10 protein-coding genes are annotated in these 12,893 nt (G+C 69.9%); 4 read left to right on the plus strand and 6 right to left on the minus strand.

Annotation, left to right across the window (positions count from 1 at the left end):
* Positions 1-178 precede the first annotated feature (178 nt).
* Positions 179-1,354 (plus strand): AI-2E family transporter, encoded by a 1,176-nt coding sequence (locus ACIQHQ_RS16235; RefSeq protein WP_402612542.1) that lies wholly within the window; start codon positions 179-181, stop codon positions 1,352-1,354.
* 93 nt (positions 1,355-1,447) lie between these two features.
* Complete coding sequence (locus ACIQHQ_RS16240; protein WP_402612543.1) at positions 1,448-2,140, plus strand: DUF4389 domain-containing protein; 693 nt, start codon at positions 1,448-1,450, stop codon at positions 2,138-2,140.
* A 341-nt stretch (positions 2,141-2,481) separates the two neighbouring features.
* On the opposite strand, the gene ACIQHQ_RS16245 is transcribed toward ACIQHQ_RS16240, so the two are convergent.
* Both ACIQHQ_RS16245 and ACIQHQ_RS16250 read right to left on the minus strand, forming a co-directional pair.
* Positions 2,482-2,865: a VOC family protein gene (locus ACIQHQ_RS16245; protein WP_402612545.1), complete on the minus strand. Its 384-nt coding sequence runs from the start codon at positions 2,863-2,865 to the stop codon at positions 2,482-2,484.
* A 147-nt stretch (positions 2,866-3,012) separates the two neighbouring features.
* The gene (locus tag ACIQHQ_RS16250; RefSeq protein ID WP_402612546.1) at positions 3,013-4,053 is read right to left on the minus strand and encodes an NAD(P)-dependent alcohol dehydrogenase; all 1,041 of its coding nucleotides are present in this window, start codon (positions 4,051-4,053) and stop codon (positions 3,013-3,015) included.
* Positions 4,054-4,234: 181 nt separating this feature from the next.
* Between ACIQHQ_RS16250 and ACIQHQ_RS16255 the strand changes: the two genes are divergently transcribed.
* Positions 4,235-5,149: a helix-turn-helix domain-containing protein gene (locus ACIQHQ_RS16255; protein ID WP_402612548.1), complete on the plus strand. Its 915-nt coding sequence runs from the start codon at positions 4,235-4,237 to the stop codon at positions 5,147-5,149.
* 146 nt (positions 5,150-5,295) lie between these two features.
* Here the strand turns inward: ACIQHQ_RS16255 and ACIQHQ_RS16260 are convergent, their stop codons facing one another.
* The 3 genes from ACIQHQ_RS16260 to ACIQHQ_RS16270 form a co-directional block, all read right to left on the minus strand.
* Positions 5,296-8,550: a S8 family peptidase gene (locus ACIQHQ_RS16260; RefSeq protein ID WP_402612697.1), complete on the minus strand. Its 3,255-nt coding sequence runs from the start codon at positions 8,548-8,550 to the stop codon at positions 5,296-5,298.
* Between the two features lie 446 nt (positions 8,551-8,996).
* Entirely contained in the window at positions 8,997-10,244 is a 1,248-nt protein-coding gene (locus ACIQHQ_RS16265; RefSeq protein ID WP_402612550.1) for an Ig-like domain-containing protein, read from the minus strand.
* Between the two features lie 284 nt (positions 10,245-10,528).
* The gene (locus ACIQHQ_RS16270; protein WP_402612552.1) at positions 10,529-10,858 is read right to left on the minus strand and encodes a hypothetical protein; all 330 of its coding nucleotides are present in this window, start codon (positions 10,856-10,858) and stop codon (positions 10,529-10,531) included.
* 109 nt (positions 10,859-10,967) lie between these two features.
* Here ACIQHQ_RS16270 and ACIQHQ_RS16275 point away from each other — a divergent pair, with 109 nt between their 5' ends.
* On the plus strand, positions 10,968-11,282 hold the full coding sequence (locus ACIQHQ_RS16275) for a hypothetical protein (protein ID WP_390988049.1): 315 nt from the start codon (positions 10,968-10,970) through the stop codon (positions 11,280-11,282).
* A 45-nt stretch (positions 11,283-11,327) separates the two neighbouring features.
* On the opposite strand, the gene hutH is transcribed toward ACIQHQ_RS16275, so the two are convergent.
* Positions 11,328-12,866, minus strand: a complete 1,539-nt coding sequence (hutH, locus tag ACIQHQ_RS16280) for a histidine ammonia-lyase (protein WP_402612698.1) — start codon at positions 12,864-12,866, stop codon at positions 11,328-11,330.
* Between the last annotated feature and the right edge of the window lie 27 nt (positions 12,867-12,893).

Here is a 12,893-nt window from a genome sequence, read left to right on the forward strand (position 1 = left end):
CGGACGATCCCGGCTCGTCCGTCGTCTTCGTGCGGCTCACGGGGGGAACTCGACGACCGTACGCGGACGCGGATCGAAACGGTCCTGTACCTCTTCAGCGCGTACATCGTCCGCTGACAGGTGCGTTCTTCGGGGGCCGGGCTGCCCGGGGCGGGCTCTCAGCCCATAGGGTGCCTGCGTGACTGCGCCCTTGAGTACCGAGAGGTCCCGTGCCGCGTTGCGGATAACCGCGCGGGTCTCCGCCGAGTTGCTGCTGGTGTTCGCCATGTCCGCCGTGGCGTTGTGGTTGCTGGGCCGCATGTGGCCGGTGGTGTGGCCGCTCGTGGTCGGGCTGTTGTTGACCACCCTGACCTGGCCCGCGGCCCGGTTCCTGCGCCGACGCGGGTGGCCGCCCGCGCTGGCCGCGTCGGTCGTGACCGTGGTGTTCCTGCTGGTCGCCGCCGGTGTCGTGGCACTGATCGCCGTGCCGGTGGCCTCCCAGTCCGGGGAGTTGACCGACGGTGTCGTGGAGGGCATCCAGCGGCTGCGCGAGTGGGCCGCCGGGCCGCCGTTGAACATCGGGGACGCGCAGATCAACAAGGCCTTCGACAGTGCGGTCTCCCGCGCCCAGGAGGGTCTCGGCAGCATGGTGGGCGCCGTCGTCACCGGGGTGAGCACCGTGGTGAACGGCGTCGTCACCGCTGTCCTCGCGCTCTTCCTGATGTTCTTCTTCCTCAAGGACGGCACCCGGTTCCTGCCGTGGCTGTCCCGGCAGCTGCCCGGCCGGCTCGCCACCGACGTGCCGATCGTGTGCGCCCGCGGCTGGGACACCCTGGGCGCCTTCGTGCGGTCCCAGGCGGCCGTCGGCCTGCTCGACGCCGTCCTGATCGGTCTGGGGCTGTGGATCCTGGGCGTGCCGCTGGTGCTTCCGCTGGCGGTGCTGACCTTCGTCTCGGCGTTCGTGCCGATCGTCGGCGCCCTGTTCGCCGGTTTCGTCGCGGTCCTCATCGCCCTGGTCTACAACGGCCTGGCGGACGCGCTGATCGTGCTGGTGATCATCATCGTGGTGCAGCAGCTGGAGGGCAACGTCTTCCAGCCCATGATCCAGAGCCGTGGCCTCGGCCTGCACGCGGCGGTCGTGCTGCTGGCGGTGACCCTGGGCGGCAGCCTGGCCGGCATCGTGGGCAGCCTGCTCGCCGTGCCCGTGGCCGCGTTGATCGCGGTGGTGTGGAACTACGCGCGCGAGCAGCTCGCCGATCCGGCGGGCGGACCGGGAGCGGGCGGACCGAAATCCGGCGGACCGGGAGCGGGCGGACCGGGAGCGGGCGGACCGGAGACCGACGAGCCGGGCTCCCGAGGCGCCGTCCCGTCGTGATGGCCTTCGAAGGCGGCTGATACGCGAACGGCCCCGCCCCGGTCGCGGGACTCCTCCTCGCTTGCGAGTCTGCAGGCGAGGAGGAAGCCGCCCATGAATCCTGTCGCCGCGTCACCCGTGCGTCTCGAGGCGTCCGTCGATCCCGGCCTGTCCCGGTGGATGTGGCTGGTGAAGTGGCTGCTCGCCCTCCCGCACTACATCGTGCTGATGTTCCTGTGGATCGCGTTCGTCGTCGTGACCGTGATCGCCTTCTTCGCCATCCTGTTCAGCGCCCGCTACCCGCGGGCCCTCTTCGACTTCAACGTCGGTGTACTGCGCTGGAACTGGCGGGTCGGCTACTACGCGCACACCGCGCTCGGCACCGACCGGTACCCGCCGTTCACCCTCGCCGAGGTGCCCGGCTACCCGGCGCGCTTCGACGTCGTCTATCCCGAGCGGCTGTCCCGGGGACTGGTCCTGGTGAAGTGGTGGCTGCTGGCGATCCCGCAGTACATCGTCGTCGCGCTGTTCACCGGGGGCGGCTGGGGCAGCCGGGACGGCTGGCGGGGCGGGCTGATCCCCTTCCTCTCCCTGGTCGCCGTCGTCGTCCTGCTCTTCACCGCCCGTTACCCGCGGCACCTCTTCGACTTCCTGATCGGGCTGGCCCGCTGGGCGGCCCGGGTGACGGCCTACGCCGCGCTGCTGACGGATCAGTACCCCCCGTTCCGGCTCGACCAGGGCGGGCAGGAACCGCCGGCGGCGTCTCCACCGGCACCGCCACCGGCCTCCCCGATGACCAAGACCTGACCTCGCGCAGGGCGCCATGGGCAGCGGAGGCGTTTCCTGCCCGGGATTCTCACCAGGCCCCCTGCGCGGCGGCTGCCGCGCAGGGGGCCTGGTGAGGATCCGGACGTCGTGGCCGCAGGCGCAGCGGCGGGACGACGTGGCCGCCCAGGGCGCCCGTGACGCCGGTGACGCCGGTGACCAGGCTCGGTGCTGCCGGTCACCAGGCTCGGTGCCGCCGGTCACCAGGCTCGGTGCTGCCGGTCACCAGGCTCGGTGCTGCCGTGTCTGCTCCCCGCTCCGCGTCGGTGGTGTCGCTTTCGCCGGTATGACCCGCGGCGGCGCGACGAGGGGGGTGCGCAGGCTCAGCCGCCGCTGCCGTAGGGCCGCGTGATGATCTCCAGGCGGTGGCCGTCGGGGTCGTTGAAGTAGGCTCCGCGGCCGCCGTCGTTGTGGTTGATCTCGCCCGGCCGGCTGTGGAACGGGTCCGCCCAGTACGTCAGGCCGGCCTTCTGGACGCGGCCCAGGATCTCGTCGAACTCCTCCTCCGAGACGAGGAAGGCGTAGTGCTGCGGCGAGATGGCTTCGGAGCTGTCCATGAAGTCGAGGGTCACGCCGTTGGAGATCTCGACCGGGAGGAACGGGCCGTAGGGCGGACTCACGTCGAGGCCCAGGAGATCGGCGAAGAAGCGGGCGGACGCTCGCTTGTCGTGTGCGGCGACGATGGTGTGGTTCAGCTGCACGGTCATGGTGGGCCTCCCCTGACGTACCTGGCGGAACCCTTACGTGCACTCCCCCACGTGTACCCCGCGTGCGCCCCGTCGTGCACCGGGAATGCCCTGAGGGACCCGGCGCGCGGCCGGGGCCCTCAGGGCTGCTGCACGAGAGGCCGGGCGTCAGATCGTCGCCGTGTCGATCACGAACCGGTAGCGCACGTCGCTGGCCTGGACCCGCTCGTACGCCTCGTTGATCTGGTCACCGCCGATGAGCTCGATCTCGGCGCCGAGGCCGTGCTCGGCGCAGAAGTCCAGCATCTCCTGGGTCTCGGCGATGCCGCCGATCATGGAGCCGGCGAGGGTCTTGCCGCCGCCGATCACCGAGAACAGGTTGAGGGAGACGGGCTCCTCGGGGGCGCCGACGTTGGCCAGCGTGCCCTCGGTCCTCAGCAGCGACAGGTAGGCGTTGAAGTCGAGCGGGGCGGACACCGTGGACACGATCAGGTCGAACGTGCCGGCCAGCTCCTCGAAGGTCTTCGGGTCGCTGGTGGCGTAGTAGTGGTCGGCGCCCAGCCGCAGGCCGTCCTCCTGCTTGCGCAGGGACTGCGACAGCACGGTCACCTCGGCGCCCAGCGCGTGGGCGATCTTGACGCCCATGTGGCCGAGGCCGCCCAGGCCGACGATCGCGACCTTCTTGCCGGGACCGGCGCCGAAGCGCTTGAGCGGGGAGTAGAGGGTGATGCCGGCGCACAGCAGCGGGGCCGCGACGTCGAGCGACAGGCCGTCGGGGATGCGGACGACGAAGTTCTCGTCGACGACGACGTTCTCCGAGTAGCCGCCGTACGTGGGCTCGCCGTCCTTGCCGATGCCGTTGTACGTCGGGACGTTGCCCTGCACGCAGTACTGCTCCCGGCCGGCCTCGCAGTTCTCGCACTCGCGGCAGGAGTCGACCATGCAGCCCACGCCCACGCGGTCGCCGACGGCGAACCTCGTGACGCCCGGGCCGACCGCGGAGACGACACCGGCGATCTCGTGGCCGGGGACCATCGGGAAGATCGCCTCACCCCAGCCCTCCTGGACCTGGTGGATGTCGGAGTGACAGATGCCGGCGAACTTGATGTCGATCAGGACGTCGAACTCGCCGACGTCGCGGCGCTCGATGGTGGTGCGCTCCAGCGGAGCCTTGGGAGCGGGAGCGGCGTACGCAGCAGCAGTGGTCATGCCGGGGGTTCTCCTAGCGGGGGTCGTGCGCCCGGCTGCCTTCTGGATCTTCTGGCCGGGCACGATCACCAGCGTGCCCGATACGCGAGCACTCACCCAGACCACGCTTTTGCGTACGCACACGGTGCGTACCACTGCCGGGGTCAGGCTCGTGTGCGTACGACCGTGAATACTGGACGGCATGGACGAACAGCCCGAACCCGCACAGGCGGCCGGTGGCGGCCTGGACCGGCGCGCCGAGCTCAGTGAGTTCCTGCGCACCCGGCGGGCCCGGCTGAAGCCCGAGGACGTGGGCCTGCCCGACTTCGGGCGGCGGCGGGTGCCCGGACTGCGCCGGGAGGAACTGTCGCAGCTGGCCGGAGTGTCCGTGGCGTACTACACACGGCTGGAACAGGGCAACGGCCGCAACGTCTCGGCGGAGGTGCTGGACGCGATCGCGCGCGCCCTGCGGCTGAGTGACGCCGAACACACGCACCTGATGCATCTGGCGAAACCGAAGCAGCACAAGAAGAAGACGGTGGCACGCAGCCGGCAGGTGCGGCCGGCGCTGCGGCATCTGCTGGACTCGATCGACGGCGTCCCGGCGTACATCGTCGGCCGCCGCTCGGACATCCTGGCCTGGAACCGGATGGCGGCGGCGCTGTTCGGCGACTGGGCGCAGGTGCCGGCGCAGGAGCGGAACTGGGCGCGGATGGTGTTCCTCCGGCCGGAGTACCGCGAGCTGTACCTGGAGTGGGAGCAGAAGGCGGCCGACATGGTCGGCTATCTGCGTATGGACGCGGGGTGTCACCCGGACGACCCGCGGTTGTCGGCCCTGGTGGGCGAGCTTTCCGTGAAGAGCGAGGAGTTCCGCCGCCTGTGGGCCGCCCACGACGTCAAGGAGAAGAGTTACGGCGTCAAGCGCATGCGCCACCCCCTGGCCGGTGAGCTGACCCTGTCCTTCGAGACGTTCCGCCTCGTCGACGACGCCGAGCAGTCCCTGATCACGTACCACGCGGAGCCGGGCACACCGTCGGCGGAGGCCCTGCGCCTGCTGGCGAGCTGGGGCGCGGACGCGACCCGCTCCGGCACGAGGGCTTCGACGCCGTCGGAGTGAGGGCCACCGCCCCTCGGTCGCGAACGGCGAGGTCGCCCCACATCAGCGCGCCGCTCGTCAGGCCCGGTCCTCCACTCGCCCGCGGACGCGTACGGCCCGCCGGAAGCCGGAGCTTCCGACGGGCCGTCGCACGTGTGCGCTACCGCTTACTTGCCGTAGTACGCGTTGTAGATCGAGATCGTCGACTTGTTGCCCTTCTTGTCGGCGATCTTGGCGTGGAAGGAGATGGCCTTCCCCTTCGCCGGGTTCTTGACGCTCACCTTGCCGTCCTTGACGGTGAGCTTCTTCCAGGTCTTGCCGTAGTCGTACGACGCGTACACCGACAGCGACTTCAGGTTGCTGCCCTTGGCCGCGCCCTCGACGGTGACCGGGATCTTGACGGTCTTGTCGGCCGGGACCTTGCTGTCCAGGCCGGTGGTCGCGAGGAAGCGGGCCGTGGAGACGGGCAGCTTCGTGATGCCGCTGGTCTTCTTCGAGCGGAACGTCCAGCTGGCGTCGACGCGGGTGGAGGCCGCGGCGACCTTGACGCTGCGCTTGACCGACGTGGTCAGCTTGTACTCGGCGTCGGCGGACGGGACCTTGAACTGCTTCTCGCCGAACAGCGGGTCGTCGTTGCTGCCGACCTTGGTGCCGTTGCGGTACAGGGTCGTGTTGACCGACGAGAACTTCGAGTAGCCCACGTTGCCCTTGCCGTCGGCGAACAGCGGCAGGGAACCGTAGATCTCGTTGCCTTCACGGATGACCCCGAAGTCGCTGGTCAGGCGCGGTCCGAAGACGGCCGTGTTGACGGTCTTCGAGTAGCTCTTGCCGGCGGCGAACTTGTGCGTGCCCAGGGTGTAGGCGGCATCGTCCATCGGGAAGCCGTCCGCGTCCGCGCCGCCGTACTGGCTGAACTCCAGCTGCCACTTCACGCCGCCCTGGGCGGACAGGTGGAGCGTGCGCGTACCGGGCAGGGTCTGCACCATGCCGATCGAGGAGGCGCCGGAGCTCCACGGCATCCAGCCCACCGCGTTGATCGCGCCCTTCTTGCCGCTCGCCGCGGCGCCGAGGCCGGCCTTCACCGTGGCGAGCTCACTCGCCTTGTAGTGCTTGGTGAAACCGGTGGCGAGCTGCTTGACCGGACCGCCGGCGACGACGTCGTACTCCTCCTTGTCGCCCTTGGACCAGTGACCGTCCCACTGCTGGGTCACCGAACCGTCGGTGATCTGCGGGCCGACGTGGGCGGTGCGGAAGTTGTCGTACGACTCCAGCCACCAGCCGAAGCCGTAGCTGCTGTCACCGGCTTCCACCGTGTAGTCGGCCGAGGCGAACTCCGACTTGACGCCTGTGGCCGGAACGGTGATGTCCACCGGCTTGGCCTTGCGGGCGTCCAGCGTGATCGTCGTGTTCTTGCCGACGTTCAGCTTGGGCTGGGCGAGCCAGTCGGCGCCCTCGAAGTTCTCCGGGTCGTCGCCCGCGTAGACGCTCGTGTTGAGGATGTAGGTGCCCTTGGGGACACGGGCGGTGACGGTGCCGTCCTCGTCGTACGGCATGGCACCCTTGCCCTCGCCCAGGCCCGCGATCCCCATCAGGTCGGCGCTGTAGTACTTCGCCGCCTTGCCGTCGCGGTCCAGGAACTTCAGGGTGACGTCGTACGACTCGACCTCGCGCTGCACCGCCGCCGCCGTGCGGACGGTCTGGCCGCCGCCCGTCGCCGTCACGTACGCCGAGTAGGCGCCGTCGACCGTGCCGCCGAGCTTGGTGTCGACCGTGAACGGCACGGAGGCCTTGCCGCCGGCCGGGACCGTCACCGAGGTGGCGCCGAGCTTGAAGAAGCCGGCCGGGGCGGCCTGGCCCTTCGGGTTGGTGGCCGTCGACGTCAGCTTCAGCGTGACGTCCTTCGCGCCGAGGTTGCGGTACGTCAGTTCCTTGGTGACCGGCTTGTCGTCGGTGTGCGGCCACTGCTGCACCCCGAAGCTCACCGAGCCCGGCTCGGCGATCACGGACTGCTTGATGGCCTTGTCGACCTGGATGCGGCCCGAACCCTGCTGGAAGGGGGTGTACTTGCCGCCCTTGGTGGAGCCGGTGAGGGCGCCCTTCAGTTCGGCGTACTTCCAGTCCGGGTGCTGCTGCTTGAGGATCGCCGCCGCGCCCGCGACATGCGGGGTCGCCATCGACGTACCGGAGATCGACATGTAGCCGGCCGGCTTCTCGCCGACCTCCTGGGCTATCTGGTTGCCCGGGGCGGAGGCCGCGGTGATGTCCACGCCGGGCGCGGTCACGTCGGGCTTGAGGGCGCCGTCCATGCCGGGGCCGCGGCTGGAGAAGTCGGCCAGCTTGTCCTTGTCGTCGACCGCGCCGACGGTCAGGGCCGCGGCGGCGCTGCCCGGGGAGCCGACGGTCTGCTCGCCGAAGTCGCCCTCGTTGCCGGCCGCGATGGCGAACAGGATGCCCTTCTCCTCGGACAGCTTGTTCACCGCCGCTTCCAGCGGGTCGATCTCGGGCGTGTCGCCGCCGCCCAGGCTCAGGTTGACGACGTCGGCGCCCTCGGCGGCGGCCCACTCGATGCCGGCGAGGACTTCGGAGTCGCTGCCGAATCCGCCGTCGTCGAGGACCTTGCCGTTGAGGATCTTGGCGCCGGGCGCGACGCCCTTGTACGTGCCGCCGGACTTCTTTCCGGTGCCGGCCGCGATGGAGGCGACGTGCGTGCCGTGGCCGACCTTGTCGGAGGCGTCGGGCGCGGTGGTGAAGTTCTTGGCGCCGATCACCTGGCCCTTGAGGTCGTCGTGGGTGGCGTCGACACCGGTGTCCAGGACGGCGATCTTGACGCCCTTGCCGTCGTAACCGGCCGACCACGCCTTGGGCGCGCCGATCTGCGGGACGGACTTGTCGAGGCTGGCCTTGCGGACGCCGTCGAGCCAGACGTGCGCGATACCGGAGGCGGTGTTCTCGCCGTTGGTGAGCGCGTCCCAGAGCTCGGGCGTGTCCTTCTGCGGTGTCTGCACCGCGTCCGCGTTCACGGACTTCAGCGCGTGGCTCAGGGTGCCGGCGTCGCGGACGTCGGCCTTGGTGGCCGCGGCGCTGCCGCGGTAGCCGACGATGACCTTCAGGCCCTTCTTCTGGGCCTTGCGGGTGGTGGACTTGTTCAGCTCGGTGACGTCGAAGAGCCGCTGGTCCAGCTTGCCGGTGGCGACCAGGCGGGCCGCGTCGGCCGGGATGACGAGGGTGTGGCCGTCGCGCTTGCGGATCTGGACGGGGACGTGCTCCCGGCCCTTGGCGTGCTCCAGGCCGATGACACGGCCCTTGGCGTCCAGGACGACGCGGTCGCCGGTGATCAGTGTGACGCGGTGCTTGGCGGTCAGGGACGCCGGCTTGGCGGCTGCTGCCGCCTGCTCGCCGTTGGCCGACGCCGGGCTGGTCATGCCCGCCGCCAGGGCCACGGCCGCCGCGGTGGCGACTGTGGCGGCGTACGCCCTTTTCACTTGTCTGCGCAAGTTTCCCCCTTGCAGAAGAACCGGGTGAATTCCCCGTTCACCCGGCCGGGGGTGGTCTCGTACGCATGCCCGTACACCCCCCGGAATACGCAGTATGCCGAGGGGTGATCAGGTGCTCAATAGACGAGAGGAAGGTAAGAATTCCGTCGGCCGACTGTTACACGGTCGTCGGAACTCCGTTACAGGGCCGGGGCGTTGCGCACGCGTGTTCCCCTTGACGCCGCTCCGGCCCTTGCGGATCGCCGCCGGACGCGCGGCCTTCGTGCAAGGGATTGAACCGCGCACGAAGCCGGACGAGAAGAGACGAAAGGGCCGCCGCCCACCCCCCGGCGGGGGTGGGCGGCGGCCCTTTCGTCAGTGGAACCGGCGAGTGGTCAGACCGCCGAGCCGGCCTTCCAGTCGGCCCAGCTCATGTTCCAGCCGTTGAGACCGTTGTCCGGCGCGATCGTCTTGTCGCCGGTGTTCTCGACGACCACGACGTCACCGAGGATCGAGTTGTTGTAGAACCACGCGCCCGGTGTGTTCGGGTCGTTGGCACCCTTGGCGTCCTGCAGGCCCACGCAGCCGTGGCTCGTGTTGACGCTGCCGAAGATGGACTTCGCGCCCCAGTAGTTGCCGTGGATGAACGTGCCCGAGCTGGAGAGGCGGATGGCGTGCGGCACGTCCTTGATGTCGTACTCGCCCTTGCCGTCGTCGTCCGTGAAGCCCACGGTCGCGCCGTTCATGCGCGTCTCCTTGAACTTCTCGGACATCACCATGATGCCCTCGTAGGTCTTGTTCTCGGGCGAGCCGGCGGAGATCGGGATCGTGCGGACGACCTTGCCGTTCCGCGTGATCTTCATCTGCTTGGTCTTCGCGTCCACGTACGAGACCTGGTTGCGGCCGATCTTGAAGGTGACCGTCTTCTGCTGGACGCCGAAGACGCCCTTGGCCCCCTCGACACCGTCGAGCGCGAGCTTCAGCGTGACGGTGGAGCCTTCCTTCCAGTAGTCCTCGGGCCGGCAGTCCATGCGGTTGGCGTTGAACCAGTGACAGGCGACCTCCTGGCCGCCGGTCGTGCTGACCTTGACGCCCTTCTGGACGGCGGCCTTGTTGGTGATCGCCTTGTCGAAGTTGATCGAGACCGGCATGCCGACGCCCACGGTGGTGCCGTCGTCCGGCGTGAAGTTGCCGATGAAGCTGTTGGCCGGGGAGACCGTGGTGAACGAGGCGTTCTCATGGGCGACGCGGCCGTCGGAGTCCTTCGCCTCGGCCGCCAGCTTGTAGGTGGTGGACCGCTCCAACTGGGTGGTGGGCTTCCAGCTGGTCTTGTCGGCGGATATCTGGCCGCTGACCTCGGTGCCCTCCGACGTCGTCATCTTCACGTCCGTGAGCGTGCCCTTGCTCACGGTGACGGTGGCGGAGTTGTTGATGGAGGCGTTGTCCGAACCGTCCTCGGGCGTGATCTTGATCTGGGCCTCGGAGGTCTTCTTCGCCGCCGCCTCGTCGACCTTCGACTGGGAGCTGTCGCCTCCGTCGCTCCCGGCGCTGTCGTCGCCTCCGGAGCAGGCCGAGAGCATCAGCACTCCGCCGAGCAGTGCGGACGCGACCGTCAGGCCCTTGCGCCGCTTACTGACCGTCATCACACGCTTCTCCATCGTTGCCGATTTCCCCAAAACCCCGAGTGTCCCCGTCACACCTGAGCGCCCCCGCCACATCTGAGTGCCCTCATGGGGACCCATGAGTCCTCGTCCGGAACGTTCCACGCTACGACCGGTTCGACCGGTTCCCCAGGTCGCGCAGGTGTGGGCATCACCACGTCCGTGACGGACGGTGCCGGTCGATACCGGTGCGGTCGATGCGCCGCCTGAGACGCGAAGACCCCGGGCGGCGGTTGCCGCCCGGGGTCACGAGTTTCCCGAACAGCTCAGCCGTCGTTGTCGTCGCCATCATCCTCGTCGAGGTCCCACTCCGGCGAATCGGGGTCGTAGTCGATCCGCTCGCTGCTCCAGGAGGCCTGCTGGAGCTCCACCCCCGGTACCTGACTGACCAGGTCGAACGGGTCCACGAGGTACGCCAGGGCCTCCGCGGTGTCTTCCGTCACAGCGCCCTCGGCGTGGGCCCGTTCCGCCGCCGGCATCTCCGCCTCGTCGGCGATCCGGCGCAGCGCGGCCTTGGTGACCGCGTCCGCGTCGTCTACCTCGAGAACGACTTCTACCCGAACCCGCACATAACGTGATGTCTCTGGAGTGCTCATGGCGCGAGCGTACGTCCAGGCCCTCCCGTGACTTTCCCGTGACCCGCGACTTTCACTAACATCACCCCACACGGCCAATTCGCCAGTACCACAAGGGGATCGATATTCCGTGTCATCCGCTCGCCGTCCGTTGCTGACCGCCACCGCCGCGGCGTCCCTGCTGGGCGCCCTGTGGTTCGTCCCGTCCGCGAACGCGACGTCGGACTCGCCGGTGAGAGACGCGGTCTCGACGAGCCCGTCGCCGCAGGTCACGGAGCAGGCTCGGATCGCGGCCACGACCGCGGACGCCTCCGTCACCGGCACCCGTCTCGCCGACACCGGCAGCTTCGACAGCACGCCGTACGTGATCGGCGGGACCTTCTGCCTGACGCTGGGCGCCGGGTTCGTCGTGTACTCGGTCCGCCGGGAACGGCTCGGTTTCTGACGGTCGTTGACGCGGGGCCCCGTCGGCGACAGGGCCCCCGCCGCCCTACTGGAGCGGCCCGGTGATCTTCTCCACGGCGGCCAGCAGCCGCCCGTCCCGCACGAACGCGTCCGCCGCGGCGAGGTCGGGGGCGAGGAACCGGTCCGGTCCGGTGCCCTGAACTCCCGCCTCCCGTAGGGCGTCGACGACCGCCCGCGTCGCGGGTGCCGGGGTCAGCCCCTCGCGCAACTCGACGGCGCGCGTGGCGGCGTAGAGCTCGATGGCGATGACGCGGGTGAGGTTGTCGACGGCCGTGCGCAGCTTGCGCGCCGCCGACCAGCCCATCGAGACGTGGTCCTCCTGCATGGCGGAGGACGGGATCGAGTCGGCCGACGCCGGTACGGCGAGCCGCTTCAGTTCGCTCACCAGCGCGGCCTGTGTGTACTGAGCGATCATCAGGCCCGAGTCCACACCGGGGTCGTCGGCGAGGAACGGCGGCAGGCCGTGGCTGCGGTTCTTGTCGAGCAGCCGGTCGGTGCGCCGCTCGGCGATGGAGCCGAGGTCGGCGGCGGCGATGGCGAGGAAGTCCAGGACGTAGGCGACGGGCGCCCCGTGGAAGTTGCCGTTGGACTCCACCCGACCGTCGGGCAGGACGACGGGGTTGTCCACGGCGGCCGCCAGCTCGCGGTCGGCGACCAGCCGGGCATGGGTGATGGTGTCCCGCCCGGCGCCGGCGACCTGCGGGGCGCAGCGCACCGAGTAGGCGTCCTGGACGCGCGGGGCGTCGTCCTGGTGGTGCCCGGTCAGGCCCGACCCCTTCAGCACGGCCAGCATGTTGGCGGCGCTGGCGGCCTGCCCCGGGTGCGGGCGGATGGCGTGCAGCTCGGGGGCGAGGACCCTGTCGGTGCCGAGCAGGGCCTCCAGGGACAGGGCGGCGGTGACGTCGGCGGACCGGTAGAGCTTCTCCAGGTCGGCCACGGCCATCACCAGCATGCCGAGCATGCCGTCGGTGCCGTTGAGAAGGGCGAGGCCCTCCTTCTCGCGCAGTTCGACCGGCTGGATGCCGTGTGCGGCGAGGAGTTCGGCGGCCGGGCGCACGACGCCGTCGGGACCCTCGGCGTCGCCCTCGCCCATGAGCGCCAGGGCGCAGTGGGACAGCGGCGCGAGGTCGCCGGAGCAGCCGAGGGAGCCGTACTCGTGCACGACCGGGGTGATCCGGGCGTTGAGGAGGTCGGCCATGGTCTGCGCGACCTCGGGCCGTACGCCGGTGTGCCCGGAGCAGACGGTCTTGAGCCGCAGGAACATCAGGGCGCGGACCACTTCGCGCTCCACGGCCGGACCCATTCCGGCGGCGTGCGAGCGGACGATGTTGCGCTGGAGCTGAGCGCGCAGCTCCGGGTTGATGTGCCGGGTCGCCAGGGCGCCGAAGCCGGTGCTCACGCCGTACACGGGGTCCGGCTTGGCCGCCAGTGCGTCCACGATCTCGCGGGCCGCGGCCAGGGCGGCCACGGCCTCATCGGAGAGCTCGACGCGGGCGCCGCCGCGCGCCACGGCGAGCACGTCGGAGGCCCTCGTCCCGGACGTCCCCACCACCACAGTGTGCATATCCATATTCAGGAGCGTACGCAGTGA

The organism is Streptomyces sp. NPDC092370 (assembly GCF_044755265.1).
GTDB lineage: Bacteria > Actinomycetota > Actinomycetes > Streptomycetales > Streptomycetaceae > Streptomyces.